This window comes from Pseudomonas mosselii, from assembly GCF_019823065.1.
In the GTDB taxonomy this organism is placed as follows: domain Bacteria; phylum Pseudomonadota; class Gammaproteobacteria; order Pseudomonadales; family Pseudomonadaceae; genus Aquipseudomonas; species Aquipseudomonas mosselii.
Genome location: NZ_CP081966.1, coordinates 1,203,016 through 1,226,546 on the forward strand (window position 1 = coordinate 1,203,016; position 23,531 = coordinate 1,226,546).

The following is a 23,531-nucleotide window of genomic DNA, read 5'->3' on the forward strand; positions in this document are numbered from 1 at the left end:
CTTTCGCAGCAGTGGCTGACGATGGCTACTGGCAGAATTACTAGTCGCTGAGCGCGAATGTTTGGGAGGGAGATCGAGCGCCACGCGCGTAGCGCTGAGGGTGTCAGAAATTTTGTGTTCGGGCATAACATGAGTAAGAGGTGCATGTATGCCAACCAAAAAGAAACCCTTGCGTGACCTGCCCAAAATCCCCAAAGAGCTGCTGGAGCAGTTCGGTGAGGGCCTGATGACCGCAGAGGCTATCGAGGATGCCTCTGCGGCGTTCAAGAAGGCCTTGATCGAACGCGCTCTGCACGCCGAACTTGGCCACCACCTGGGTTATCCGCCGGGCGCGCAGCGCCCAGAGGATGAAACCAACCAGCGTAACGGCAAGAGTGGCAAGACGGTTTTGACCGGCGATGGCCCGCTGCGGCTGGAAATTCCTCGTGACCGAGACGGCAGTTTTGCGCCCATTCTCATCCCCAAGCATGAGCGGCGGTACACCGGTTTCGATGACAAGATCATCGCCATGTACGCCCGTGGCATGACGGTCAGAGAGATCCGAGCCTTTCTGTCCGAGCAGTATGGAACAGAGGTCTCACCCGACTTCATCAGCTCTGTGACAGACGAGGTCATGGAAGAAATTGGCGCGTGGCAGCAGCGGCCACTGGAGCCCATGTACCCGGTCATTTTCTTCGATGCACTGCGGGTGAAGATCCGCGAAGAAGGCTTGGTGCGCAACAAGGCCATTTACTTGGCGCTGGGCGTTCTACCCGACGGGACGCGCGATATCTTGGGCATCTGGATCGAGAACACCGAGGGTGCGAAGTTCTGGATGAAGGTCTTTAACGATCTCAAGACACGTGGTGTCGAGGATGTGCTGATTGCCGTGACCGATGGCCTCAAAGGCATGCCAGAGGCTCTCAGCGCCGTGTTTCCAGAGACGACGCTGCAGACGTGCATCGTGCACCTGATCCGCAACAGCCTGGACTTTGCAGCCTGGGACAAGCGGCGGGCACTGGCCAAGGCGCTCAAGCCGATCTACCAGGCCATCAACGCCGAAGCGGCTGAGCAGGCACTCGATGAGTTTGAAAACGGGCCCTGGGGCAAGCAGTATCCAACGGTCGTTGCGGCCTGGAGACGCGCCTGGGATCGAGTGATTCCCTTCTTTGTCTTCCCACCAGCCATCCGGAAAGTGATCTACACCACCAACGCCATCGAGAGTATCAATGCCCAGCTGCGCAAGATCATCAAGACCCGAGGCCATTTCCCGAACGATGACGCAGCTACCAAGCTGATCTGGCTGGGGCTGCGAAACATCACGGCGAACTGGGGCTCAGCGGCGCATGATTGGAAAAGTGCGATGAATCAATTCGCGATTTTGTACGGAGATCGGTTCATCAGGCCGACCTGGTGAAAGTCAGGGCCTGCCTGACGGCAGGCCGTTACCGGCCCGCACACAAAAAATCTGACACTTCCGTAGCGCTCGATCGGTCGGGCGTTTTTGAGGCCTTGGGGGCAATTGATACGCCACCCCTGAGCGCTCTCAAATCGCCCCGTTCACCCTTGATCAACCGACCAACGGGTCACCGACATGCAGAATCTTCATGCCGTTGGTGCCACCGATGGTGTGGTAGCTGTCGCCCTTGGTCAGGATCACCCAGTCACCTTGCTCCACCAGTCCACGCTTGAGCAGCTCGTCGACCGCCGCCTGGCTCACCTTGTCGGCCGGCAGCGAGGCCGGATCGAAGGCGATCGGGTAGACGCCGCGGAACATGTTGGCACGGGCCTGGGTGGCGCGGTGTGGCGACAGGGCGAAGATCGGCACGTGCGAACGCAGGCGCGACATGATCAGCGGGGTATAGCCACTTTCGGTGAGGGCGATGATCGCCTTGACGCCGGGGAAGTGGTTGGCGGTGTACATCGCCGCCAGGGCGATGGACTCGTCGCAGCGCTCGAACGTGGTGTGCAGGCGGTGGCTGGACTTCTGGCTGGTCGGGTGCTTCTCGGCGCCCGAGCAGATACGGGCCATGGCCTGCACGGCTTCGATCGGGTAGGCACCGGCGGCGCTTTCGGCCGACAGCATCACCGCGTCGGTGTTGTCCAGCACGGCGTTGGCCACGTCGGACACTTCGGCGCGGGTCGGCATCGGGTTCTGGATCATCGACTCCATCATCTGGGTCGCCACGATCACCGCCTTGTTGTTGCGGCGGGCGTGCTGGATGATCTTCTTCTGGATGGCGATCAGCTCGGCGTCGCCGATTTCCACGCCCAGGTCGCCACGGGCAACCATGACGGCGTCGGAAGCGAGAATCAGCTGGTCGAGGGTCTCGTCGTCGGCGACCGCTTCGGCGCGTTCGATCTTGGCCACCAGCCAGGCGCTGCCGCCGGCTTCGTCACGCAGCTTGCGCGCGTACTCCATGTCGCTGGCGTCACGCGGGAACGACACGGCCAGGTAGTCCAGGTCCATTTCCGCGGCCAGCTTGATGTCGGCCTTGTCTTTTTCGGTCAGGGCCGGCGCGGTCAGGCCGCCACCCTTGCGGTTGATGCCTTTGTGGTCGGACAGCGGGCCACCGATGATGACCACGCAGTGCAGGGCATCGGCGGTGGCGGTTTCGACACGCATGACCACACGGCCGTCGTCGAGCAGCAGTTCGTCACCGACGCCGCAGTCCTTGACCAGGTCGGGGTAGTCGATGCCGACGATATCCTGGTTGCCTTCGGTCAGCGGGTGGGCGGTGGAGAAGGTGAACGTGTCACCGACTTTCAGTTCGATGCGCTTGTTGGCGAACTTGGCGATGCGGATCTTCGGACCCTGCAGGTCGCCCAGCAGCGCGACATGGCGGCCGTTCTTGGCGGCGATGTCACGGATCAGGCGGGCGCGGGCCTTGTGCTCGTCCGGGGTGCCGTGGGAGAAGTTCAGGCGTGCCACGTCCAGGCCGGCGAGGATCAGCTGTTCGATCACTTCCGGCGAGTTGCTGGCGGGGCCAAGGGTGGCGACGATTTTGGTACGGCGGATGGTCATGCACAGACTCCTATAGTGAAGCGCAGCGAAAGGCTACTCCTCAATTGCGCTGTAGTCATTGTTCCGTTGCACTACCCGCACACGAAGCAGGGTTGCATTTGAACGGCGCGGGTATGCTTGCAAAAGGCGGTGAAGATTTGTCGTGAAAGGCCGATACACTGCCCATCAAAGGAGAATTCCCATGCGCACCCTGATCGTTTTGACCATGGCGGCCAGTGTCGTCGGCTGCACCCGTTGGTCCATGGACCACCATTTGAACAATGCCTATCGCGCCTACGATCGTGGCGATTGCGCGAAAGTCATGCTGGAGCTGTCACAGGTCGACCGCACCAGCCGCGCCCGTCCGTTCATCCACCCGGAAGTGTCGCTGCTGCGTGGCCAGTGCCTGGAGCGGCAGAAACTCTACGTCGATGCGGCGCAGACCTATCAGTACCTGATCCAGCAGTACCCACGCAACGAGTACGCCTACCGCGCCCAGGCCCGCCTGCAGACGCTGGATAAGCTCGGCTACCTGCGTGGCAGCGAGGCGGCGGTGGCCAATCCGGTGAAGACTACACCTTGGCGTTAATCCCAAGGTGTCGATGATTTCATGTAGTCCGTCCGTCGGACTGGGCTAATCTGTTAAAGAGTTGTAACGATCATCGCCAGTACCTTGTCTTCCTGGCTCCAGGTACAGGACTTCACTGCGATCATGTTTATCGAGCGACACATACAACGTCATCAGCTGCCTTGCGTGCTCAAGGTGTTCAACCGCTGCACCGACCAGCAGATCGGTTATCTGGGCAACGCTTCGGAAGATGGCCTGATGCTGATCAGCCAGTTGCCGGTGCTGGTGGGGCCCGACTTCGAGTTGCAGCTGCGGGTGCCCCTCGCCGGCGGTGGCCTGCAGTTCATCAACCTGACGGCCAGTTGCCTGTGGTGCCGCGAAGATGAGACGCCGGGGCATTTCGATGCCGGTTTCATGCTGCTGCAGGCACCGCAGGAATACGATGAGTTTGTCCGCACCCTGCGCGACTTCTTCAGCTTCCGACCCATGAACGCCTCCGCCTGAGGCTGGCCCAGCCCTCCCACGTGCCGTTAGACTCTGGTCGACCTCGATACAGGAAGACCCCGTGAGCTCCAGCATTTTCTGGCACGACTACGAAACCACCGGCATCAATCCGCGCAGCGACCGCCCGCTGCAGGTGGCCGGCGTGCGTACCGACCTCGACCTCAACGAGATCGAGGCGCCGATCAGCCTCTACTGCCGCCCCTCAGACGATATCCTGCCGCACCCGGCGGCCTGCCTGGTGACCGGCATCACTCCCCGGCAGCTGGCCGACCAGGGCCTGTGCGAAGCCGAGTTCATGACCCGGGTGCACGATCAGCTGGCTCGCCCCGGTACCTGCGGCGCGGGCTACAACACCTTGCGTTTTGATGATGAGGTCACGCGCTACAGCCTCTATCGCAACTTCTTCGACCCCTACGCCCGGGAATGGCAGGGCGGCAACAGCCGCTGGGACCTGATCGACGTGGTCCGTACCGCCTATGCGCTGCGCCCCGAGGGGATTGTCTGGCCACAGCAGGACGGGCGCACCAGTCTGCGCCTGGAACTGCTGAGCCAGGCCAATGGCATCGACCATGGCCATGCCCACGAGGCGCTTTCCGACGTGCGGGCGACCATTGCCCTGGCTCGCTTGATTCGTGAGAAACAGCCGCGATTGTATGACTGGTTGTTCCAGTTGCGCAGCAAACACAAGGTCATGGAGCAGGTTCGACTGTTACAGCCCCTGGTACATGTCTCCGGGCGTTTCTCGGCCCAGCGCAACTATATCGGCGTGGTGCTGCCATTGGCCTGGCATCCGCGTAACCGCAACGCGCTGATTGTCTGCGACTTGCAACAAGATGCTTCGCCGCTGCTCCAGGAAAGTGCAGAGGCCTTGCGCCAGCGGCTGTATACGCGGCACGAAGAGATGACCCAGGGCGAACTACCGGTGCCGCTGAAGTTGGTGCATATCAACCGCTGTCCGGTAGTGGCGCCACTGTCGGTACTGCGCCCGGACGACCAACAACGCCTGGGGCTCGAGTTGTCGGCATTGCAGGTAAAGGCGGAGCAGTTGGCCAATCAGCAGGCCATTTGGGGAGACAAGCTGGACATCATTTATCAGGAAGAAGGCTTTGCCCCCAGCGAAGATCCGGAGCAACAGTTGTATGACGGTTTTCTCGGTGACCGCGACAAGCGCCTGAGTGAACAAGTGCGGCGTGTGGATCCGGCGCAATTGGCACATGGGCACTGGATGTTCGATGATCCGCGGCTGCCGGAACTGCTGTTCCGCTATCGCGCGCGAAACTTTTCCGACACCCTTGATGAACAGGAGCACGCCCGTTGGTATGGATTCTGTCAGCAGCGGCTTACTGATCCTACTTACGGTGCGCCTAATACCCTGGCGGACTTCGAGCAAGCATGCCAGGGCAGTTGGGCCGACGCCAGCGAAGCGGGACGGCAGGTGCTGGAGGCTTGGCAAGCTCATGTCCGGCAACTGAAAGTGCAGTACCAGCTTTGAAATGTGCAGATAAACAAAAAACGCCGGCAAGTGCCGGCGTTTTTAATGTTGAAACCAATGCGCCTATCAGGCGAATCAATCCAGCAGGGTAGCCCAGCTTTCGACGACGTCGCCGCCCCACTTGGCTTTCCACTCTTTCAGGGTCTTGTGATTGCCACCCTTGGTTTCAATAACCTCGCCGTTGTGCGGGTTCTTGTATTGCTTGACCTTGCGCGCACGCTTGGTGCCGGTAGTCTTGACTGCGCCACGCGGGGCTTTGCTCAGTTTGCTTTCGGGATCGAGCAGGGCGATCACGTCACGCAGCGACTTGCCGTTTTCGGCCATCAGCTCGCGCAGTTTCTTTTCGAACTCCAGCTCTTTTTGCAGCTTGCCGTCTTGCGACAGGTTGGCCAGGCGGGCTTGAAGTTCTTTGATGGCTTCTTCGGTGGCGCGGTATTCGTTGATCAGGGACATGGTGTGTTCCTTAATGCATGTTCAGAGAGAGACAGTGAGGCAATAATAGACAGGCGAAACTCTCAAGTAAACAATTTAATATTGATCACTCATTTAATAGTAGGCACTGACTGCGCAGTCATTAGGTTAAGAAAAATTTACAATTTGTCTGGGCCTCTGGCCATTTCCCCTTGGGATGAAGGGAATAGGCGTGTGCGACGGTGTCCTTGAGCGTGAGGGCGCAGAGGCGTAGATGCTTACTGCGTTTTTCCCGGCAGGTCGCTAGAATATGCGCCTTTGCGAAGTTCTGGAGTCTCCCTCATGCGCACCTATCGACTGGTGATTGCCTGCCCCGACCGTGTCGGCATCGTGGCAAAAGTCAGTAATTTCCTGGCCCTCTACAATGGCTGGATCAATGAAGCCAGCCACCACTCCGACGAGCAGAGCGGTTGGTTCTTCATGCGCCATGAGATCCGCGCCGAGTCCCTGCCGTTCGGTATCGAGGCTTTCCGTGAGGCGTTCGCCCCAATCGCCGAAGAGTTCTCCATGACCTGGCGGATCACCGATTCGGCGCAGAAGAAGCGCGTGGTGCTGATGGCCAGCCGCGAATCGCACTGCCTGGCCGACCTGCTGCACCGCTGGCACACCGACGAGCTGGACTGCGAGATTCCCTGCGTGATCTCCAACCACAATGACCTGCGCAGCATGGTCGAGTGGCACGGCATTCCGTTCCACCATGTGCCGGTCGATCCGAAGGACAAGCAGCCGGCGTTCGCCGAGGTCTCGCGCCTGGTCGCCGAATACGGCGCCGATGCCGTGGTGCTGGCGCGCTACATGCAGATCCTGCCGCCGCAGCTGTGCCAGGAATACGCCGAAAAGGTCATCAACATCCACCACAGTTTCCTGCCCTCGTTCGTGGGTGCCAAGCCGTACCACCAGGCGGCGCTGCGCGGCGTGAAGCTGATCGGCGCGACCTGCCACTACGTGACCGAGGAGTTGGACGCCGGCCCGATCATCGAGCAGGACGTGGTGCGTGTCAGTCACGCCGACAGCATCGAGGACATGGTGCGCTTTGGCCGTGACGTGGAAAAGATGGTCCTGGCCCGTGGCCTGCGCTACCACCTGGAAGACCGCGTGCTGGTGCATGGCAACAAGACCGTGGTGTTCAACTGAGACGAGGGCTCAGGCATGGCAGATCCGCGTGACAAGGCCGGCGCCTCGGCGCCAGCGACCTTGGGGGAAGGCTGCCTGGCCCGCTTCGATCCCGAGGCGTTGAGCGGCGAGGACGGCACCGAGTTTCCCGGTGCCGCCGAGCTCTGGGGACGACTCAACCCGTCTGGTGACGCTGCGCCTGCCGTGGACGCACCAGCAGGAACAGGAACACCGGCCCGCCCGCCAGCAGATAGAAGTAATAGGTAACCGCGCGCCAGATCAGGATCGCCGCGGCTGCCGTCGAACTGCCCACCAGCGGTGACAGCAAGGTCGCCGAGGTCAGCTCCGCCGCACCGGCACCGCCTGGCAACAGGCTGAACTGCCCGGCACTGAGCGAGAGCATCTGCACCAGGAAACTGGCAATCCACGCCAGGTCCACCCCCAATCCCCGCAACGCCAGATACAGCACGCTATAGCGCAGGCACCAGTGCGCGCAGGTGAGGATGAACACCAGCGCCAGTGTGCGCCTGGGCATGCTCCAGGTTTCGCTCAGTGCGTGGACAAAGCGCAGCAGCTTGCGCGCCCAGCGCCATCGGCGTGCCGGCGCGATGCCCAGGCGAAGCAACAACCGACCGTTGCCGCGCATCACCGCGCGTCGATAGCGCAGCAGCAGGAAAATCCCAGCAAGTGCGGCGCACAGCAGCAGGGCGCTGCCCAGCAGCATCTGCGCCTGGCTATGACCGAGGCGGTGGAACAGGGCATAGGCGGCAATCGCCAGCATCGCACAGAAGAAGAACAGCAGGTCGTTCAATTGGTCCATGGCGAACACCGCGCCACTGCGCGATGGCGCGATGCGCGCGCGGGCCAGCAGTGTCATCAGGGTCAACGGGCCACCGCTCCCGCCGGGGGTGGTGCAGATGGCAAACTCTGTGGCCATCACCACGCCCAGGCTGTGCATGCGTCCCACCTGCGTGCTCTGCTCACCCAGCAGCAGGCGCAGACGGGCGGCATTGAGGATCCAGCACAGCAGGATCATGGCCAGCAGCAACAGCATCAGCCCGGCGTCGAACGCGCGCAGGCGCGGGAGCAGGTCGCTGCCGCCGAGCAGGGTGGGCACCAGCATTGCCAGCAGCAGTGCCAGGGCCAACCAGCCCAGGCGCTTCATGGGGCGGCCTGGCGCCCCAGCCAGGCGGACTTGGTCAGTGGCTCACGGCCTTGGGCCAGCAACCGGTGCAGGGTGTCGAGCCAGTAATTGCGTGCGCTGGCGTGGCGCATGTCGACCGGATGCAGGCCCAGGCGCAGGGTGTCGGCTTCGCGCCAGCGGCGGCACTGCCAGTCGCTGACCACCCTCGACAGGCCGCGGCGCCAAGCGCTGCGTGCGCTCCATACCAGCCCCGGGGCATCGAAGGCGGTGAAATCCGGCAGTCGGTAGAGATGGCGCGGTGAACTGGTATAGCGCAGCGGCAACGCCCGCAATGCCTGGCGCGTGCCTTCGCTCATCAGCCAGGCGGGAGCGACGAAGCCCGCCACCGGCCAGCCCTGTTTCTCGAACAGTGCCAGCCCCGCCTGCAGGCGCTGCAGGGCATCTGCCTGGTCCAGCCCATGGAACTCGCCTTCGTGGGTATAGATCCGGCGCATGAAGTATTCGCCCGGTCCGCGCGGTGGCGGGCCATCGTCGGCGTGGTAGTAGCCATGCAAGGCCAGCTCGTCACCTTGGGCCAGGCGCCGCTCGAGCAGTCGGCAAAAGGTAGGAGAACGCGTCAGTGGATTGCGATGGTGGAAATCCGGCACCACCAGCCAGGTCATAGGCACCCCGCCCAGTGCGTCGATGGCCTGGACAAAGGGCTGGTAGTCCGGCCAGGTTTCTGGCGCGACATCGTGCAGCACCAGCATCAGGCTGCGCGTGGCGGTCTGGCCCTCAGCCATGGGCGCGCACCGTCAGTGGGTGGCCGAGCACTGCCTGGTAATGCTGGAGCAAACCGTTGACCACGGTGTCCCAACTGTAATGACGCTCCACATGCTGGCGCGCCTGACGGCCCAGCTGGTCCACACCGCTGTCGAACGCCTCGCGCACAGCTTCGGCCATGGCTTGGCCATTGTTGGGTGGACACAGCCGGCCGCAGTGCCCGTCGACGATCTCGCTAAAGGCGCCGGCACGCACGGCCACCACGGGCGTCGCGCTGGCCATGGCCTCGAGTATCACCAGACCGAAGGTCTCCTGGTCACCGGCATGCACCAGAAGGTCGGCGCTGGCCAGCAGTCGTGCGATCTGCGTGGGCGGGCAGAAGTGGTCGATCACGCTGACATTGCCCGGCACGTTGGCCGGCATGTTCGAGCCCACCAGCAGCAGGTGGTAGGGCTGGCCGAGCGCTTGCATGCAGTCGAGCAGCACCGGCAGGTTCTTTTCCCGTGAGCCGCGACCAGCGAACACCAGCAGGCGACGGTCGTCGGCGATGCCCATCTCTGCACGCAGGCCGGGGTCGTGCCGGTCGGGGTTGAACAGCGCCAAGTCCACACCCAGGCGCTGCACGTGCACATTCTCAACGCCCAGCCGGCGCAACTTGTCGGCCATTACCTGGCTGGGCGCCAGGACTCGGTCGAAATGCCCGTAGAGCTTGCTGACGTAGGCCTCGACATTGGGGGTGAACCAGTTGCCCATGCGGTTGCTCACCAGCAAGGGCAGGTCGGAATGATAGAAGCCGATCACCGGCACATCGAGCTTGCGCCGCGCCTCGAGGGCTGCCCAGGCGGTGAGGTAGGGGTCACCGACCTCGATCAGGTCGGGCTGCAGGCGGCGCAGCTCCTTGCACCAGGGCGCCAGGCGCACCGGGAAGCGGTAGCCATTGCCGAAGGGCAGGGGCGGGGCCGGTACGTGGTAGACACCATCGACATGGCTGGCATTGGCACCGGGAATCAGCAGGCTGTGGCGAACGCCGGGCATGGCGTCGAGGCGGCGGTGTTTGGCATCAAGATAGGTTCGCACGCCGCCGCTGGCCGGGGCGTAGAACATGGTGATGTCGGCGATGTGCACGATCAGCATCCCTCCGGGATCGTCCTCAAGTGTGTCATCCGGCGGTAATGAACCGGCGATGACGCGCCTGAGGGTTGACCTGTCTGAAGGATAGTTTGTTCGATCGGGATTTGGCGGGGCGCCCTGTCGCGGGGCAAGCCCGCTCCCATGACGGGAGCGGGCGGCAGGTCAGATGCGGAAGCTGCCGACCAGTTGCTTGAGGCGGCCGGCCTGTTGCTCGAGGTCCGAGCAGGCGCGCAGGGTGGCCTGCAGGTTCTCGACGCCTTCCTGGTTGAGCATGTTGATCTCGTTGATATCCATGTTGATCGAGTCGACCACGGCGGTCTGCTCTTCGGTGGCGGTAGCCACCGACTGGTTCATGCCGTCGATCTCGCCGATGCGCTGGGTGACGCTGCCCAGGCGTTCACCGGCCTGGTTGGCGATCTCCATGCTGTCCTGGCTATGACGCTGGCTCTGGCCCATGGTGTCGACCGACTCGCGGGCGCCGACCTGCAGCTCCTCGATCATGGTCTGCACCTGTTGCGCCGACTCCTGGGTGCGGTGTGCCAGGTTGCGCACCTCGTCGGCGACCACGGCAAAGCCACGTCCTGCCTCGCCGGCGCGGGCAGCCTCGATGGCGGCGTTGAGGGCGAGCAGGTTGGTCTGCTGGGAAATGCTGGTGATCACCTCGAGGATCTGGCCAATGTTGACGGTCTTGTTGTTCAGCGTCTCGATATGCTCGCTGGAGGTGACGATCAGGTCCGACAGGCGGTTCATCGCATCGATGTTGCGTTGCACCACCTGCTGGCCTTCCTCGGCCAGCAGCCGCGCGGAGCTGGCATGCTGCGAGGCCTGGGCGGCGTTGCCGGCGATTTCCTGGGCGGCGGCGCCGAGCTGGTTGATGGCGGCGGCGACGCTGTTGGTGCGGTTGGACTGCTCGTCGGAGTTGCTCATCGACGAATTCGAGGCGCTGATGACCCGCAGCGCCACTTCGTTGACTTGCTCGGTGGCCGAGGACACCTCGCGGATCGAACTATGGATACGCTCGACGAAGCGGTTGAAGGCGGTACCGAGGATGCCGAACTCGTCGTGGTTGTGGATTTCCAGGCGGCGGGTCAGGTCGCCTTCACCCTCGGCGATGTTCGACATGGCGCGAGTCATGGTGTGCAGTGGCTGCATCAGCACGCGGATCAGCAGGCCGAGCAGGGCGATGATGATCACCACCGCCACCAGGGTGGCGATCACCGCCGAAGTGCGGAAGGTGCTGAGCATCGAGAAGGCCTTGTCCTTGTCCACCGACAGGCCGATGTACCAGTTGGCCGACGGCAGGCCCTTGACCGGGGTGAAGGTGAGCAGGCGGGTTTCGCCGTTGAGCGTCACTTCGGTCAGGTTGCTGGACAGCCTGGGGGTGTTCTGCGGGAACAGGTCCGACAGCGACTTCATCACCAGGTTCTTGTCCGGGTGTACCAGGATCTTGCCCTGGTCGTTGACCAGAAACGCGTAGCCCATGCCGCCGAAGTTCAGCGAGTTGATGATCTGCACCAGTCCGTCGAGGGCCAGGTCGCCGCCGACCACGCCGACCGAGCGCGAGGCGGTGCTGATGATCGAAATGACCAGCTCATTGGTGGCCATGTCGATATAGGGTTCGGTGAGGATCGTGCCATTGGCGTTCAGGCCGTCCTTGTACCAAGGACGCACGCGCGGGTCATAGCCGTCGGGCATCTTGGTGTCCGGGCGCACGGTGAAGGTGCCGTCGGGCTGGCCCAGATAGATGGTCTGGAAGCTCGAGGTGAGGGCGTTCTGGCCCAGCAGGGTACCGGTGTTCTGTGGGTACTGGGCAATATTCTGGGCGACGTTCTCGACCAGCTTGATGCGCCCTTCGAACAGGTTGCGGATATTGGTGGAGGTGGACTCGCCCATCTCAGCCAGGTAGTTCTCCAGGTCTTCGCGAATGGCGTTACGCTGGAGGTAGTCGTTGTAAAGGGTGAAGAGGCTGAAGGCGAGTATCACGATCAGTGATGCCGCCAGAAGAATCTTATGGCTGAAACGAAGGCTTTTATTCATAACGTGATCGCGTCCGCTAAGGTTTTTTATCGGGTCGTTCGCACAAAGCACGGCTGGAAAACAGTGCAACAATTCCCGTGGGTCCTTTTCGGGTTGTTACTGTCTTTCTGGAAGAATCAATTTGAAATATCGGCTGTCACGCGTCAGAACTTGAGCAGGGGATGAAAGAAGATGTCGGATTTCTTACGAATGGTAGTAGGAGCAGGTCCCGATGGTCAGCCGGTGTCCCAGTCCATGCGCCTGGCCAACCGGCACGGCCTGGTGGCCGGGGCCACCGGCACCGGCAAGACGGTCACCCTGCAACATCTGGCCGAACTGTTCAGCGATGCCGGGGTCGCGGTATTCGCCGCAGATGTGAAGGGCGACCTGTGCGGCCTGGGCGCGGCGGGGGCGCCCCAGGGCAAGGTGGCCGAGCGGATCGCCGGCATGCCCTGGCTGAACCACACGCCCCAGGCTTATCCGGTAAGTCTTTGGGATATCGCGGGGCAATCGGGGCATCCATTGCGCACTACCTTGAGCGAAATGGGACCGTTGTTGCTGGGCAACCTGCTGGAGCTCACCGACAGCCAGCAGGCCGCCTTGTATGCGGCGTTCAAGGTGGCCGATCGCGAAGGCCTGCTGCTGCTCGACCTGAAAGACCTCAAGGCCCTGCTCGCGCACCTGAAGGACAACCCGCAGCTGCTGGGCGAGGACAGCGCCTTGATGACCGGCGCTTCCACGCAGGCCTTGCTGCGCCGGCTGGCGACCCTGGAACAGCAGGGCGCCGAGGCGCTGTTCGGCGAGCCGGCGCTGCAACTGCAGGACCTGCTGCGCCCCGAAGGCGATGGTCGCGGGCGTATTCACCTGCTCGATGCCAGCCGCCTGGTGCATGACGCGCCCAAGGTCTACGCGACCTTCCTGTTGTGGCTGCTGGCCGAGCTGTTCGAGCAGTTGCCGGAGCGTGGCGATGCCGACAAGCCGGTGCTGGCACTGTTCTTCGACGAAGCGCACCTGCTGTTCAACGGCACCCCCAAGGCGTTGCAGGACCGCCTGGAGCAGGTGGTGCGGTTGATCCGCTCCAAGGGCGTGGGGGTGTATTTCGTCACCCAGTCACCGGGCGACCTGCCGGATGCGGTACTGGCTCAGTTGGGATTGCGCATCCAGCATGGCCTGCGGGCATTCACCGCCAAGGAGCAGAAGTCGCTGCGCGCGGTGGCCGATGGTTTCCGTCCCAATCCGGCGTTCGACAGCCTGGCGGTGTTGACCGAGCTGGGCATTGGTGAGGCGCTGGTCGGGACGTTGGAGGAGAAGGGTACGCCGGCCATGGTCCAGCGGGTGCTGGTCGCGCCACCGCAGTCGCGGATCGGGCCATTGAGCGCAGCAGAGCGGCAGGCACTGATCGCGGCATCGCCGCTGGCAGGGCGCTATGACAAGCCGGTGGACCGTGAGTCGGCCTATGAAATGCTGACCCAGCGCAAGGGCGAGCCGGTGGAGCCCGCGCCCCAGGCCAAGGCCGACGAGGACAGCTTCGCCGACAAGGCCGGCGAGTTTCTGCAGAGCGCGGCGGGGCAGGCCATCAAGTCAGCGGTGCGCCAGGCGGCCAATCAGTTGGGGCGGCAGTTGGTGCGTGGTTTGATGGGATCGTTGCTGGGCGGGAAGAAACGTTAAACCCGTTACCCCGCGATAGGCCTCGAATGACGGATATGAAAAAGGCGCCCTGCAAAGGCGCCTTTTTCAGTACTGCATCAGCACTCAGCCAATCGCCTTGGTGGCCAGCCAGAACAGGCCAGCCGCCAGGCCCATCGTTGCCGGCAGGGTGAGCACCCAGGCCAGCAGGATGGTCTTGACGGTGCCGCCCTGCAGGCCGCTCTTGTTGGCGACCATGGTACCGGCGACACCCGACGACAGCACGTGGGTGGTGGACACCGGCAGGCTGAACACGTTGGCCATGCCGATGGCGCAGGCCGCGGTGATCTGGGCCGACATGCCCTGGGCATAGGTCATGCCCTGCTTGCCGATCTTCTCGCCGACAGTCAGTACCACGCGTTTCCAGCCGACCATGGTGCCCAGGCCCAGGGCCAGAGCGACGGCGACGATCACCCAGAACGGTGCGTACTCGGTGGTGGCGGTCAGGTCCTTGCGCAGTTTCTCCAGGTCGGCCTTTTCACGGGCCTGCAGGCCCGGCAGCTTGCCGACCTTCTTCGCCGTGTCGTCCAGGCACAGCAGGTAGCGACGTACTTCGACGCGCTTCTCGGCGCTCAGGGCGCGGTAGTCGGTCACGCCGGCCAGCGACGATTGCAGCGCGGCGATGGTTGGCTCGGTCTGCTGTGGATTGCAGCTGAACTGCTCCGGCAGGTCGCTCGCTTGCGCCTTGCCCAGCGCCAGGAACTCGCCCAGGGTGGCGGCGTTGCGCTGGTAGAACTGGCTCAGGTGCAGGGTGGCGTCACGGGTACGCTCGATCTGGTAGGTGGTGCTGTTCAGGTCGAGGACGAACTTGGCGGGGACGATGCCGATCAGTACCAGCATGATCAGGCCGATGCCTTTCTGGCCATCGTTGGAGCCGTGCACGAAGCTCACGCCCATGGCCGAGATCACCAGCACCAGGCGGTTCCAGAACGGCGGGTGCTTCTTGTCGTCGAGCTTGCGGCGCTGGTCCGGGGTCTTGTGCATCTTCGACAGCGGACGCCACCATTTCAGGCCGATCAGCAGCAGGGCGGCGACAGCGAAGCCGGCCATGGGCGAAAGCACCAGGGACATGCCGATGTCGATCGCCTTCTGCCAGTTGACGCCGTCGCCCAGTGGAATGTCGCTGAGCAGGGCGTTGGCCAGGCCGACACCGAGGATCGAGCCGATCAGGGTGTGCGAACTGGAGGCCGGGATACCGAAGTACCAGGTGCCCAGGTTCCAGGTGATGGCGGCAGCCAGCAGCGAGAAGACCATGGCCAGGCCGTGGCCGGTGTTCACGTTGATCAGCAGTTCGACCGGAAGCAGGTGGACGATGGCGTAGGCCACCCCGACACCGCCGAGCAGAACGCCGAGGAAGTTGAACACCCCGGAGAAGAACACGGCCAGGTGCGGTGGCATGGCCTTGGTATAGATGACAGTGGCTACCGCGTTGGCGGTGTCATGAAAGCCATTGATGAACTCGAATGCGAGCACGAAGGTCAGAGCGAGCGTCAGGCTCACGATAACCCAGGCATCCAGTCCGCTGAATAAATCGATCATGAAGGTTGTCTGGCGGTCTTAGGGGGGGCGGATTATGCCAGAAAACCATTGCAATCGATGCACCCGCCACTGACCGATGGCAGGGGAATGTCGACCCCATCCACGCGTCGTGCGAGTGGGCTGTTGCGAAAAAATGCCGTAAAAAATCGATAAATTTCAGAAAAATCAGCGATTTGAGACGATTTAGGCAAGTTGTCCGCAATTAAAACGCTTGTATGAAATTTGTGTGATTCCATTTCATATCGAGCAATTTTGTCCAGGATGCCTCGCTGCAATCGCCATAGGGTGATGGCGCTATAGCATCGCTCAGCTTCAATCGCCGTCGCTGCGCAGTTCCTTTTCGATCTTCTCGATCTCCTGGGCGAAGGCCTGGTCGAGAATGCTGGCACGTTTACGCCAGGGTTTGCGTTCCGGGTCGGGTTGTGCGGCATAGGTGGTGACTTCACCACCGTAAACATCCTTGTAACGTTCAGCCTGGCGCTCGAGTTCGGCGCGCAGTTCTTCTTTCGTCACAGTCATACCTGAATAGTTTAAGTTGGGCGTTGGCCGTTAAATACACATGCTGAATGTGGACATACAGGCAGCGCGTACACATCGTTGCACTTGGAATGACTGGGCGTGGGAGGGCGACCTGCCGTGCACCACACGACACGCCACTGCTCAAGCAGCGGGCTGGCGTCAGGAAGGCAACGAAAGTTTATCGATTGGATCCGTTATACAGCACTGGCAATCAACAGTGCCGATTATAGCAATCGTCAATTCGAAGGCTATCGTTCTTTACGCGTCATTGACAATAGACCGGAAGTTATTCTGGCCAGCCAAAGTTTTGGCCTGATTGGCGTGCTGAAAGTTCCACTTGTCAGGGGGCCACTTTGACCGTTCGCTGTCAGAAATGAAAACGGCCTCGCTAGGAGGCGAGGCCGCTGCCTGGGACTTCTACGGTGGGTACCTGACCAGTCTCTCCAAAGAAGCCACATGTGGCAGGGGAAAGGTATAAGCAAACGTGTCAGCGGTCAATTGCGATTATCGGCCGTTCGTTCGATAATCGCACGAGGTAGCGATTTTTTGAGGCATGTCCATGAGCGAAGAAACCAGCGCGCCGCCAGCAAACGAGCCCACGCGCAGTACCAGCCCCGCCCTGGCACCGCCGATCGTGGCGTCCGCGGCCAAGCGCATTCAGGCCTTCACCGGCGACCCGGACTTTATGACTTCCCTGGCCCGTGGGCTGGCGGTGATCCAGGCGTTCCAGGAGCGCAAGCGACACCTGACCATCGCGCAGATCAGCCACCGCACGGAAATACCCCGGGCGGCGGTCCGGCGTTGTCTGCATACTTTGATGAAGCTGGGTTACGCGACCACTGACGGGCGTACTTATTCGCTGTTGCCCAAGGTGTTGACCCTTGGCCATGCCTACCTGTCGTCGACGCCGTTGGCGGTATCGGCACAGCCCTACCTCGACCGGATCAGCGACCAGCTACACGAAGCGGCCAACATGGCCACGCTGGAAGGCGACGACATTCTTTATATAGCGCGCTCGGCCACGGTCGAACGGTTGATCTCGGTCGACCTGTCCGTCGGTGGGCGGTTGCCGGCCTATTGCACCTCGATGGGGCGCATCCTCTTGGCGGCGCTCGACGATGCCAGCCTGCACGAATATCTGGATAGGGCGGACCTCAAGGCGCGGACCAGCCGTACACTGCACGACCCTGAATCGTTGTTCGCCTGCATCCAGCAGGTGCGCGAGCAGGGTTGGTGCGTGGTCGACCAGGAACTGGAGCAGGGGTTGCGTTCGATTGCCGTGCCGATCTATGACGCCTCCGGGCAGGTGCTGGCGGCGTTGAACGTGAGCACCCATGTCGGTCGGGTCAGCCGTGGCGAACTGGAGCAACGTTTCCTGCCGATCCTGCTGGCGGCCAGCCGGGACCTGTGTCACCAGTTGTTTGGCTGAACAACGTCAGGGCGCATTGCGCCCCATCGGCGGCAGACGGGCTTTCATACCATGTGGGCTGAGCTGTCGAACCGGCGCTGCCGTTTCCTGTTCGATAAACGCACAGTGTCGTTCCCGACGAATTGCGCCACCCACGCCTGCTGATTAATGTCTGTCGCACGAGTCGGCTTCGCCGACCGGACAATAACAACAGGCCCGAGGGCATCCCCCATGAAGACCGTCCCTTTGCTGTCGCGGCCACACCCGCGCGCAGTGCTGCTGCCCGGCTGATCCCAGGCCGTCGTATCCAACGTTTCCTGCTCCTGCGTATCAGCGATGCGCGGTAGCCTGCCTGTGCCCAACTCCCGGATAACAACAATGAACAAGCCACAATCCGCTGTCGGCAACTGCCTCGATGTCCAGTCTCTCATCAACGACCAACCGCTGTCTCGCTATCAATGGCGGGTGGTGATCCTGTGCTTCCTGATCGTCTTCCTCGACGGCCTGGACACCGCCGCCATGGGCTTCATCGCCCCGGCGCTATCCCAGGAATGGGGCATCGACCGCGCCAGCCTCGGCCCGGTGATGAGCGCCGCGCTGATCGGCATGGTGTTCGGTGCCCTTGGGTCCGGGCCGTTGGCCGACCGCTTCGGGCGCAAGGGCGTGCTGGTGGGGGCGGTGCTGGTGTTCGGCGGTTTCAGCCTGGCCTCGGCCTACGCCAGCAATGTCGACCAGTTGCTGGTGCTGCGCTTTCTGACCGGCCTGGGCCTGGGGGCGGGCATGCCCAATGCCACTACCTTGCTTTCCGAGTACACCCCGGAACGGCTCAAGTCGCTGCTGGTGACCAGCATGTTCTGTGGCTTCAACCTGGGCATGGCCGGGGGTGGTTTCATCTCGGCCAAGCTGATCCCGGCCTACGGCTGGCATAGCCTGCTGGTGATCGGCGGGGTGCTGCCGTTGCTGCTGGCGCTGGTGTTGTTGGTCTGGTTGCCGGAGTCGGCGCGGTTCCTGGTGGTGCGCAATCGTGGCACCGAGAAGGTGCGCCGGACCCTGGCGCCGATTGCCCCGGCCCTGGTGGCACAGGCTGCGAGCTTCAGTGTGCCTGAGCACAAGGTGGTGGCGACGCGCAACGTGTTCGCGGTGATCTTCTCGGGCACCTATGGCCTGGGCACCGTGCTGCTGTGGCTGACCTACTTCATGGGGTTGGTGATCGTCTACCTGCTGACCAGCTGGCTGCCGACCCTGATGCGTGACAGCGGCGCGAGCATGGAGCAGGCTGCCTTCATCGGCGCATTGTTCCAGTTCGGCGGCGTGCTCAGTGCGGTGGCCGTGGGTTGGGCGATGGACCGCTTCAACCCGCACAAGGTGATCGGCATCTTCTACCTGCTGGCGGGTGTGTTCGCCTATGCCGTGGGGCAGAGCCTGGGCAACATTACCTTGCTGGCCACGCTGGTGCTGGTCGCCGGCATGTGCGTGAACGGCGCGCAGTCGGCCATGCCTTCGCTTGCAGCGCGGTTCTACCCGACCCAGGGGCGTGCCACTGGGGTGTCGTGGATGCTCGGGATCGGTCGCTTCGGCGCGATTCTCGGTGCGTGGAGCGGGGCGACGCTGCTTGGGCTGGGGTGGACCTTCGAGCAGGTACTGACTGCGCTGTTGGTGCCGGCGGCGCTGGCCACCCTGGCGGTGGTGGTCAAGGGGCTGGTAAGCCACGCCGACGCGACCTGAGACGACAGGGGCGCGCATAAATAGCAAGATAACAATCTGTTCGATAATCGCACTAAAGTGCGATTATCGGATTGTAACCACCCCGATAGCCTCCGTAATCTGGGCCCATCGCAGCGACGCAATGGCCCGCTGCTCACTGACTCGACTCGACCTGACCAGGAGTCTCCAATGGCAGCAATCCTCTCGCTTCACGAGGCTGTGAAGCAGTTCATCCAGGACGGCGACAGCGTCGCCCTCGAAGGCTTCACCCACCTGATCCCGACGGCGGCCGGTCACGAGATCATCCGTCAGGGCAAGCGCGACCTGACCCTGGTGCGCATGACCCCGGACCTGATCTACGACCAGCTGATCGGTGCCGGCTGCGCGCGCAAGCTGATCTTCTCCTGGGGTGGCAATCCCGGCGTCGGTTCGCTGCATCGCCTGCGCGACGCGGTGGAGAAGCAGTGGCCGCACGCCATCGAGATCGAAGAGCACAGCCACGCCGACCTGGCCAACGCCTATGTCGCCGGCGCCTCCGGCCTGCCGTTCGCGGTGCTGCGTGCCTACGCCGGCTCCGACCTGCCGAAGGTCAACCCGCTGATCAAGAGCGTCACCTGCCCGTTCACCGGCGAGGTGCTCGCCGCTGTGCCGTCGGTGCGTCCGGACGTCACCGTGATCCACGCGCAGAAGGCCGACCGCAAGGGCAACGTGCTGTTGTGGGGCATCCTCGGCGTGCAGAAGGAAGCGGCCCTGGCGGCCAAGCGCTGCATCGTCACCGTCGAGGAGATCGTCGATGACTTGAATGCGCCGATGAATGCCTGCGTGCTGCCGACCTGGGCGCTGAGCGCGGTGTGCCTGGTGCCCGGCGGCGCCCACCCGTCCTACGCCCACGGCTACTACGAGCGCGACAACCGCTTCTACCAGGCCTGGGACCCGATCGCCCGCAACCGCGAGTCGTTCACCGCCTGGATCGACACCTTCATCCGTGGCACCCGGGACTTCACCGAATTCCAGGCCAAGCTGGCCAGCACCGCGGAGGCCGCGCAATGAGCTACTCCACTTCCGAAATGATGACCGTCGCGGCGGCCCGCCGCCTGCGTAACGGTGCCGTGTGCTTCGTCGGCATCGGCTTGCCGTCGAAGGCCGCCAATCTGGCGCGCCTGACCTCGTCGCCCGATGTCGTGCTGATCTACGAGTCCGGCCCGATCGGTGCCAAGCCGAGTGTGTTGCCGCTGTCCATCGGTGACGGCGAGCTGGCCGAGACTGCCGACACCGTGGTGCCGACCGGCGAGATCTTCCGCTACTGGCTGCAGGGCGGGCGCATCGACGTCGGTTTCCTCGGCGCGGCCCAGGTCGACCGCTTCGGCAATATCAACACCACGGTGGTCGGCGACTACCACGCGCCGAAGACTCGCCTGCCAGGTGCCGGTGGTGCGCCGGAGATCGCCGGTTCCGCCAAGCAGGTGCTGATCATCCTCAAGCAGTCGCCACGCGCCTTCGTCGACAAGCTCGATTTCATCACCTCGGTCGGCCACGGTGAAGGTGGTGACTCGCGCAAGCACCTGGGCCTGCCCGGCGAGGGGCCGGTCGGCATCATCACCGACCTGTGCATCATGGAGCCGGAAGCGGGCACCCATGAATTCGTGGTCACGTCGATCCACCCGGGCGTAACCCGCGAGCAGATCGTTGCCGCCACTGGCTGGGCGATCCGCTTCGCCGACGACGTGCTGCAGACCGCGGCACCCAGCGATGTCGAGCTGTCCGCCCTGCGCGACCTCGAAGCGCGCACCGCCGCCGCCCATGGCCAGACGGCAGGAGAAGCCTGATGCGTGACGTCTTTATTTGCGACGCCATCCGCACCCCAATCGGCCGCTTCGGTGGCGCTCTGGCCGGCGTGCGCGCCGACGACCTGGCGGCGGTGCCGCTCAAGGCGCTGGTCGAGCGCAATCCGCAGGTGCAGTGGGAGCTGCTCGACGAAGTGTTCCTCGGTTGCGCCAACCAGGCCGGCGAGGACAACCGTAACGTGGCGCGCATGGCGCTGCTGCTGGCCGGCCTGCCGCAGAGCATTCCTGGCGTGACCCTCAATCGTCTGTGCGCCTCGGGCATGGACGCCATCGGCAGCGCGTTTCGCGCCATCGCCAGTGGCGAGATGGAGTTGGCCATCGCCGGTGGCGTCGAGTCGATGTCCCGTGCGCCGTTCGTGATGGGAAAAGCCGAAAGCGGCTACTCGCGCAACATGAAGCTCGAGGACACCACCATCGGCTGGCGCTTCGTCAATCCGTTAATGAAGGCGCAACATGGCGTGGACGCCATGCCCGAGACCGCCGACAACGTCGCTGACGATTACCAGGTGTCGCGCGCCGACCAGGACGCCTTCGCCCTGCGCAGCCAGCAAAAGGCTGCCGCCGCGCAGGCTGCTGGTTACTTCGCCGAAGAGATCGTGCCGGTGCGTATCGCCCATAAAAAAGGCGAGACCGTGGTCGAGCAGGATGAGCACCTGCGCCCGGACACCACGCTGGAGGCGCTGAACAGGCTCAAGCCGGTCAATGGCCCGGACAAGACGGTTACCGCAGGTAATGCATCGGGCGTCAACGATGGCGCCGCCGCACTGATCCTGGCCTCGGCCGATGCGGTGAAGAAACATGGCCTGACCCCACGGGCCCGGGTGCTGGGCATGGCCAGTGCCGGCGTGGCGCCACGGGTGATGGGGATCGGCCCGGTGCCGGCGGTGCGCAAACTGACCGAACGGCTGGGTGTGGCGGTGGCGGATTTCGATGTCATCGAGCTCAACGAGGCGTTTGCCAGCCAGGGGCTTGCGGTGCTGCGCGAGCTGGGCGTGGCGGATGATGCGCCGCAGGTCAACCCTAACGGCGGTGCGATTGCCCTGGGGCATCCGCTGGGGATGAGCGGGGCGCGGTTGGTGCTGACGGCGTTGCATCAGCTGGAGAGGAACGGTGGGCGCAAGGGGTTGGCGACCATGTGCGTAGGCGTCGGTCAGGGCTTGGCGTTGGCCATCGAGCGGGTTTGACCGGCACCGGCCCAATCGCGGGGCAAGCCCGCTCCCACGCTGTTTCCTGGCAATTGCGCGGGCAATCGTGGGAGCGGACTTGCCCCGCGATTGGGCCGACAGTGGAACGAGATTGTTACTGGGTATGTCTAGACTTTGCAGTGACCTCCCAGGAGTAAAAACACCATGACTTCCAGCTATTACACCGGCGAAGAACGCAGCAAGCGGATCTTCGCCATCGTCGGCGCCTCCTCGGGCAACCTGGTGGAATGGTTCGACTTCTATGTCTACGCCTTCTGCGCGATCTACTTTGCACCGGCCTTCTTTCCCTCCGATGACCCCACCGTGCAGTTGCTCAACACGGCAGGCGTGTTCGCCGCGGGCTTTCTGATGCGCCCCATCGGTGGCTGGATCTTCGGCCGCCTGGCCGACCGCCACGGGCGCAAGAATTCGCTGATGATCTCGGTGCTGATGATGTGCGGCGGCTCGCTGATCATCGCCTGCCTGCCCACCTACGCCAGCATTGGCGCCTGGGCGCCGGCGCTGCTGCTCCTGGCGCGGCTAATCCAGGGCCTGTCGGTGGGCGGCGAGTACGGCACCACCGCCACCTACATGAGCGAAGTGGCCTTGCGCGGTCAGCGCGGCTTCTTCGCTTCGTTCCAGTACGTCACCCTGATCGGCGGCCAGTTGCTGGCGGTGCTGGTGGTGGTGATCCTGCAACAGCTGCTCACCGAGGATGAGCTGCGTGCTTATGGCTGGCGCATCCCGTTCGTGGTCGGCGCCATCGCCGCGCTGATCTCGCTGATGCTGCGCCGCTCGCTGAAGGAGACCAGCAGTGCCGAGACCCGCCAGGACAAGGAGGCCGGTACCATTCGCGGGCTTTTCCGCAACCATGCCGCCGCCTTTGTCACGGTATTGGGCTACACCGCCGGTGGCTCGCTGATCTTCTACACCTTCACCACCTACATGCAGAAGTATCTGGTCAACACCGCCGGCATGAACGCCAAGAGCGCCAGTTTCGTCATGACCGGCGCGCTGTTCCTGTTCATGATCCTGCAGCCGGTGTTCGGCATGCTCTCCGACCGTATCGGTCGACGCAACTCGATGCTCCTGTTCGGCGCCCTGGGGACGATTTTCACCGTGCCGCTGCTGATGGCGCTGAAGACCGTGAGCAGTCCGTTCATGGCCTTCGTGCTGGTGACCCTGGCGCTGTGCATCGTCAGTTTCTACACCTCCATCAGCGGCCTGGTGAAGGCCGAGATGTTCCCGCCGCAGGTCCGTGCGCTGGGGGTGGGGCTGGCCTACGCGGTGGCCAACGCGGTGTTTGGCGGCTCGGCCGAATACGTGGCGCTGGGCTTGAAAACCTTAGGCATGGAGAACACCTTCTACTGGTACGTGACCGCGATGATGGCGGTGGCCTTCCTGTTCAGCCTGCGCCTGCCCAAGCAGGCGGCGTATCTGCATCACGATCATTAAGGACGTTG

Annotated in this window: 20 protein-coding genes and 1 pseudogene; 12 read left to right on the forward strand and 9 right to left on the reverse strand. The window is 63.1% G+C overall.

All coding sequences use genetic code 11. The features are described 5' to 3' along the window. Nucleotides 1-148: 148 nt before the first annotated feature. Nucleotides 149-1,396, forward strand: a complete 1,248-nt coding sequence (locus K5H97_RS05400) for an IS256 family transposase (RefSeq protein WP_060489951.1) — start codon at nt 149-151, stop codon at nt 1,394-1,396. Between the two features lie 153 nt (nt 1,397-1,549). Here K5H97_RS05400 and pyk read toward each other — a convergent pair whose 3' ends face one another. Then, nucleotides 1,550-3,004, reverse strand: a complete 1,455-nt coding sequence (gene pyk / locus K5H97_RS05405) for a pyruvate kinase (RefSeq protein WP_028690233.1) — start codon at nt 3,002-3,004, stop codon at nt 1,550-1,552. A gap of 181 nt (nt 3,005-3,185) precedes the next feature. Between pyk and K5H97_RS05410 the strand changes: the two genes are divergently transcribed. The 3 genes from K5H97_RS05410 to sbcB all read left to right on the forward strand — a co-directional run bounded on the left by K5H97_RS05410 (nt 3,186) and on the right by sbcB (nt 5,547). Next, entirely contained in the window at nt 3,186-3,572 is a 387-nt protein-coding gene (locus K5H97_RS05410; RefSeq protein WP_028690232.1) for a tol-pal system YbgF family protein, read from the forward strand. Between the two features lie 123 nt (nt 3,573-3,695). Beyond that, complete coding sequence (locus K5H97_RS05415) at nt 3,696-4,055, forward strand: PilZ domain-containing protein (protein ID WP_028690231.1); 360 nt, start codon at nt 3,696-3,698, stop codon at nt 4,053-4,055. A gap of 61 nt (nt 4,056-4,116) precedes the next feature. Beyond that, nucleotides 4,117-5,547 (forward strand): exodeoxyribonuclease I, encoded by a 1,431-nt coding sequence (gene sbcB, locus K5H97_RS05420; RefSeq protein ID WP_028690230.1) that lies wholly within the window; start codon nt 4,117-4,119, stop codon nt 5,545-5,547. A gap of 75 nt (nt 5,548-5,622) precedes the next feature. Here the strand turns inward: sbcB and mvaT are convergent, their stop codons facing one another. Continuing rightward, nucleotides 5,623-6,000 (reverse strand): histone-like nucleoid-structuring protein MvaT, encoded by a 378-nt coding sequence (gene mvaT, locus K5H97_RS05425; protein WP_028690229.1) that lies wholly within the window; start codon nt 5,998-6,000, stop codon nt 5,623-5,625. Between the two features lie 300 nt (nt 6,001-6,300). On the opposite strand from mvaT, the gene purU reads away from it, so the two are divergent. Continuing rightward, nucleotides 6,301-7,152, forward strand: coding sequence for a formyltetrahydrofolate deformylase (gene purU / locus K5H97_RS05430; protein ID WP_028690228.1), 852 nt, complete (start codon nt 6,301-6,303; stop codon nt 7,150-7,152). A 154-nt stretch (nt 7,153-7,306) separates the two neighbouring features. On the opposite strand, the gene K5H97_RS05435 is transcribed toward purU, so the two are convergent. The 5 genes and pseudogenes from K5H97_RS05435 to K5H97_RS29985 all read right to left on the reverse strand — a co-directional run. Further along, a complete protein-coding gene (locus K5H97_RS05435; protein ID WP_028690227.1) occupies nt 7,307-8,296 on the reverse strand; it encodes a lysylphosphatidylglycerol synthase transmembrane domain-containing protein in 990 nt (329 codons plus the stop codon). Next, nucleotides 8,293-9,057: a DUF2334 domain-containing protein gene (locus K5H97_RS05440; RefSeq protein ID WP_028690226.1), complete on the reverse strand. Its 765-nt coding sequence runs from the start codon at nt 9,055-9,057 to the stop codon at nt 8,293-8,295. The genes K5H97_RS05435 and K5H97_RS05440 overlap by 4 nt, the downstream gene beginning before the upstream one ends. Beyond that, nucleotides 9,050-10,171 (reverse strand): glycosyltransferase family 4 protein, encoded by a 1,122-nt coding sequence (locus K5H97_RS05445; protein WP_028690225.1) that lies wholly within the window; start codon nt 10,169-10,171, stop codon nt 9,050-9,052. The genes K5H97_RS05440 and K5H97_RS05445 overlap by 8 nt, the downstream gene beginning before the upstream one ends. A gap of 159 nt (nt 10,172-10,330) precedes the next feature. Then, nucleotides 10,331-11,095, reverse strand: coding sequence for a methyl-accepting chemotaxis protein (locus K5H97_RS29980; protein ID WP_371349843.1), 765 nt, complete (start codon nt 11,093-11,095; stop codon nt 10,331-10,333). Nucleotides 11,096-11,188: 93 nt separating this feature from the next. After that, nucleotides 11,189-12,205, reverse strand: a pseudogene (locus tag K5H97_RS29985) (HAMP domain-containing protein); the annotation flags it as partial. A 171-nt stretch (nt 12,206-12,376) separates the two neighbouring features. Between K5H97_RS29985 and K5H97_RS05455 the strand changes: the two are divergent. Further along, nucleotides 12,377-13,852, forward strand: a complete 1,476-nt coding sequence (locus tag K5H97_RS05455) for a helicase HerA-like domain-containing protein (RefSeq protein WP_028690223.1) — start codon at nt 12,377-12,379, stop codon at nt 13,850-13,852. 84 nt (nt 13,853-13,936) lie between these two features. On the opposite strand, the gene K5H97_RS05460 is transcribed toward K5H97_RS05455, so the two are convergent. Further along, nucleotides 13,937-15,409, reverse strand: coding sequence for an inorganic phosphate transporter (locus K5H97_RS05460; RefSeq protein ID WP_028690222.1), 1,473 nt, complete (start codon nt 15,407-15,409; stop codon nt 13,937-13,939). Between the two features lie 312 nt (nt 15,410-15,721). After that, the gene (locus K5H97_RS05465; RefSeq protein WP_028690221.1) at nt 15,722-15,922 is read right to left on the reverse strand and encodes a hypothetical protein; all 201 of its coding nucleotides are present in this window, start codon (nt 15,920-15,922) and stop codon (nt 15,722-15,724) included. 565 nt (nt 15,923-16,487) lie between these two features. On the opposite strand from K5H97_RS05465, the gene pcaR reads away from it, so the two are divergent. The 6 genes from pcaR to K5H97_RS05495 all read left to right on the forward strand — a co-directional run bounded on the left by pcaR (nt 16,488) and on the right by K5H97_RS05495 (nt 23,523). Beyond that, the gene (gene pcaR / locus K5H97_RS05470; protein WP_028690220.1) at nt 16,488-17,357 is read left to right on the forward strand and encodes a pca regulon transcriptional regulator PcaR; all 870 of its coding nucleotides are present in this window, start codon (nt 16,488-16,490) and stop codon (nt 17,355-17,357) included. Between the two features lie 357 nt (nt 17,358-17,714). After that, the gene (locus K5H97_RS05475) at nt 17,715-19,061 is read left to right on the forward strand and encodes an MFS transporter (protein WP_028690218.1); all 1,347 of its coding nucleotides are present in this window, start codon (nt 17,715-17,717) and stop codon (nt 19,059-19,061) included. Between the two features lie 168 nt (nt 19,062-19,229). Next, nucleotides 19,230-20,090, forward strand: a complete 861-nt coding sequence (locus K5H97_RS05480) for a CoA transferase subunit A (protein ID WP_028690217.1) — start codon at nt 19,230-19,232, stop codon at nt 20,088-20,090. After that, entirely contained in the window at nt 20,087-20,866 is a 780-nt protein-coding gene (locus K5H97_RS05485) for a CoA-transferase subunit beta (RefSeq protein WP_028690216.1), read from the forward strand. The genes K5H97_RS05480 and K5H97_RS05485 overlap by 4 nt, the downstream gene beginning before the upstream one ends. Next, on the forward strand, nt 20,863-22,068 hold the full coding sequence (gene pcaF, locus K5H97_RS05490; RefSeq protein ID WP_197866280.1) for a 3-oxoadipyl-CoA thiolase: 1,206 nt from the start codon (nt 20,863-20,865) through the stop codon (nt 22,066-22,068). Before K5H97_RS05485 ends, pcaF begins: the two co-directional genes overlap by 4 nt. A gap of 165 nt (nt 22,069-22,233) precedes the next feature. Further along, a complete protein-coding gene (locus K5H97_RS05495; RefSeq protein WP_028690214.1) occupies nt 22,234-23,523 on the forward strand; it encodes an MFS family transporter in 1,290 nt (429 codons plus the stop codon). Nucleotides 23,524-23,531 lie beyond the last annotated feature (8 nt).

Coding starts and splice junctions, on each gene's coding strand:
- K5H97_RS05400 (WP_060489951.1), top strand. CDS start 149: ATGCCAACCAAAAAGAAACCCTTGCGTGACCTGCCCAAAATCCCCAAA.
- pyk (WP_028690233.1), bottom strand. CDS start 3,004: ATGACCATCCGCCGTACCAAAATCGTCGCCACCCTTGGCCCCGCCAGC.
- K5H97_RS05410 (WP_028690232.1), top strand. CDS start 3,186: ATGCGCACCCTGATCGTTTTGACCATGGCGGCCAGTGTCGTCGGCTGC.
- K5H97_RS05415 (WP_028690231.1), top strand. CDS start 3,696: ATGTTTATCGAGCGACACATACAACGTCATCAGCTGCCTTGCGTGCTC.
- mvaT (WP_028690229.1), bottom strand. CDS start 6,000: ATGTCCCTGATCAACGAATACCGCGCCACCGAAGAAGCCATCAAAGAA.
- purU (WP_028690228.1), top strand. CDS start 6,301: ATGCGCACCTATCGACTGGTGATTGCCTGCCCCGACCGTGTCGGCATC.
- K5H97_RS05435 (WP_028690227.1), bottom strand. CDS start 8,296: ATGAAGCGCCTGGGCTGGTTGGCCCTGGCACTGCTGCTGGCAATGCTG.
- K5H97_RS05440 (WP_028690226.1), bottom strand. CDS start 9,057: ATGGCTGAGGGCCAGACCGCCACGCGCAGCCTGATGCTGGTGCTGCAC.
- K5H97_RS05445 (WP_028690225.1), bottom strand. CDS start 10,171: ATGCTGATCGTGCACATCGCCGACATCACCATGTTCTACGCCCCGGCC.
- K5H97_RS29980 (WP_371349843.1), bottom strand. CDS start 11,095: ATGAGCAACTCCGACGAGCAGTCCAACCGCACCAACAGCGTCGCCGCC.
- K5H97_RS05455 (WP_028690223.1), top strand. CDS start 12,377: ATGTCGGATTTCTTACGAATGGTAGTAGGAGCAGGTCCCGATGGTCAG.
- K5H97_RS05460 (WP_028690222.1), bottom strand. CDS start 15,409: ATGATCGATTTATTCAGCGGACTGGATGCCTGGGTTATCGTGAGCCTG.
- pcaR (WP_028690220.1), top strand. CDS start 16,488: ATGAGCGAAGAAACCAGCGCGCCGCCAGCAAACGAGCCCACGCGCAGT.
- K5H97_RS05475 (WP_028690218.1), top strand. CDS start 17,715: ATGAACAAGCCACAATCCGCTGTCGGCAACTGCCTCGATGTCCAGTCT.
- K5H97_RS05480 (WP_028690217.1), top strand. CDS start 19,230: ATGGCAGCAATCCTCTCGCTTCACGAGGCTGTGAAGCAGTTCATCCAG.
- K5H97_RS05485 (WP_028690216.1), top strand. CDS start 20,087: ATGAGCTACTCCACTTCCGAAATGATGACCGTCGCGGCGGCCCGCCGC.
- K5H97_RS05495 (WP_028690214.1), top strand. CDS start 22,234: ATGACTTCCAGCTATTACACCGGCGAAGAACGCAGCAAGCGGATCTTC.